Raw genomic sequence first — 1,654 nt, 5'->3', positions numbered from 1 at the left:
GGCGATGCGCTCGCGCGCCGCGCGCAGGCGCTGCGCCAGATCGGCCTGGGCATCGGCAAAGCGCGCGCGAAAACCTTCCGGGTCCATGTCGAACGCCAGGCGCGAGCGCACGATGGCCTGGCGCTCGGCCGGCTCCACCACGTTCGCCAGGCGCACGCAAAGGCCCAGCCGGTCCAGCAGCTGCGGGCGCAACTGGCCCTCTTCCGGATTCATGGTGCCCACGAGCACGAAGCGCGCGGCATGGCGGTGCGAGATGCCGTCGCGCTCCACCACGTTGACGCCGCTGGCGGCCGCGTCCAGCAGCACGTCGACCAGCGCATCGGGCAGCAGGTTGATCTCGTCCACGTAGAGCACGCCGCCGTGCGCGCGCGCCAGCAGGCCGGGCGCAAAGCGCACCGCGTTGCCGGCCATGGCCTGTTCCAGGTCCAGCGTGCCGGCCAGGTGTTCCAGCGATGCGCCCAGCGGCAGCGTGACGAAGGGCGAGCCTTCGATCAGCTCGGCCAGGGCGCGCGCGGCGGTCGATTTGGCCGTGCCGCGCGGGCCTTCGATCAGCACGCCCCCCAGCTGCGGATCAATGGCGGCGAGCAGCAGCGCCTGGCGCAGTTGCGGCTGGCCGGCAACGGCGGCGAAGGGAAAAAGCGCGGGCAGGGAAGGAGTGGCGTCTTGCATGCGGAGGGGTAGGGAAGGCGATGTCAGCGTCGATCGCAGCCTTGGCCATGCGGTCGATGCGGTCCGGCTGCCAGGGGCGGTGTTGCGGGCCGTGTTGCGGCCTGTTGTGCAGATCGGGGGGCGTGGGGTGTCATCCGCGGGCGCCCTCCTGCGCTTGCTCGTGCTCCAGCAGCAGGTCTTGCAGCGCCTGGCGGTAGTCACCCGGCGCCTGCCACAGGCCGCGCTGCATGGCCTCCAAAAGGCGCTCGAGCATGTCGCGCAAGGCGGCGGGGTTGTGGGTGCGCACGAAGTCGCGGGTGCCGGCGTCCAGCACATAGGCATCGGCCACCAGCGCGTAATGGTGGTCGCTCACCTGGCGCGTGGTGGCATCGAAGCCGAACAGGTAGTCCACCGTGGCCGCCATTTCGAAGGCGCCCTTGTAGCCGTGGCGCTTGGCGCCGTCGATCCACTTGGGGTTGGTGACGCGCGCGCGCACCACCCGGCCGATCTCTTCCTTCAGTGTGCGGATGCGGGGCGCCTGCGGGTTGGCATGGTCGCCGTGGTACAGGGCGGGCTGCCGCCCCGACAGGTGCCGCACGGCGGCGGCCATGCCGCCCTGGAACTGGTAGTAGTCGCTGGAGTCGAGCAGGTCGTGTTCGCGGCTGTCCTGGTTCTGCGCCACCACGTCCAGGCCCTGCAGGCGGCGCGCGAGCGCATCGCCCGCGGGCTCGCCCGCGGCATCCTGCCCGTAGGCATGGGCGCTCCAGCCCACGTACGCGCGGGCCAGATCGCCGTCGTCCTGCCAGTCGCCGGTCTGGAACAGGCCGTTCAGGCCCGAGCCGTAATGGCCGGGCGGTGCGCCGAACACGCGCCAGCCGGCCTGGCGGCGTGCAGCGGCCGCGTCGACGCCCCGCTGCTGCAGCGCGGCGCATTCTTCGAGGATGCGGGCGCGGATGGGGTTTTCCTCGGCGTCCTCCGCCTCCAGCGCCGCCACGGCCTGCACGGC

2 protein-coding genes are annotated in these 1,654 nt (G+C 72.1%); both read right to left on the bottom strand.

Annotation, left to right across the window (positions count from 1 at the left end; all coding sequences use genetic code 11):
- Window positions 1-669, bottom strand: a 669-nt coding sequence (locus AC27IO_RS23950) for a magnesium chelatase ATPase subunit I (RefSeq protein ID WP_498741162.1), incomplete at its 3' end; no start/stop codon positions are given.
- A gap of 130 nt (window positions 670-799) precedes the next feature.
- Window positions 800-1,654: cobaltochelatase subunit CobN (locus AC27IO_RS23945; RefSeq protein ID WP_498741161.1), on the bottom strand; the 855-nt coding region annotated here is incomplete at its 5' end.

It is taken from the genome of Acidovorax sp. KNOB132, from assembly GCF_057541515.1.
This window is presented reverse-complemented; position numbering and strand designations above follow the sequence as displayed.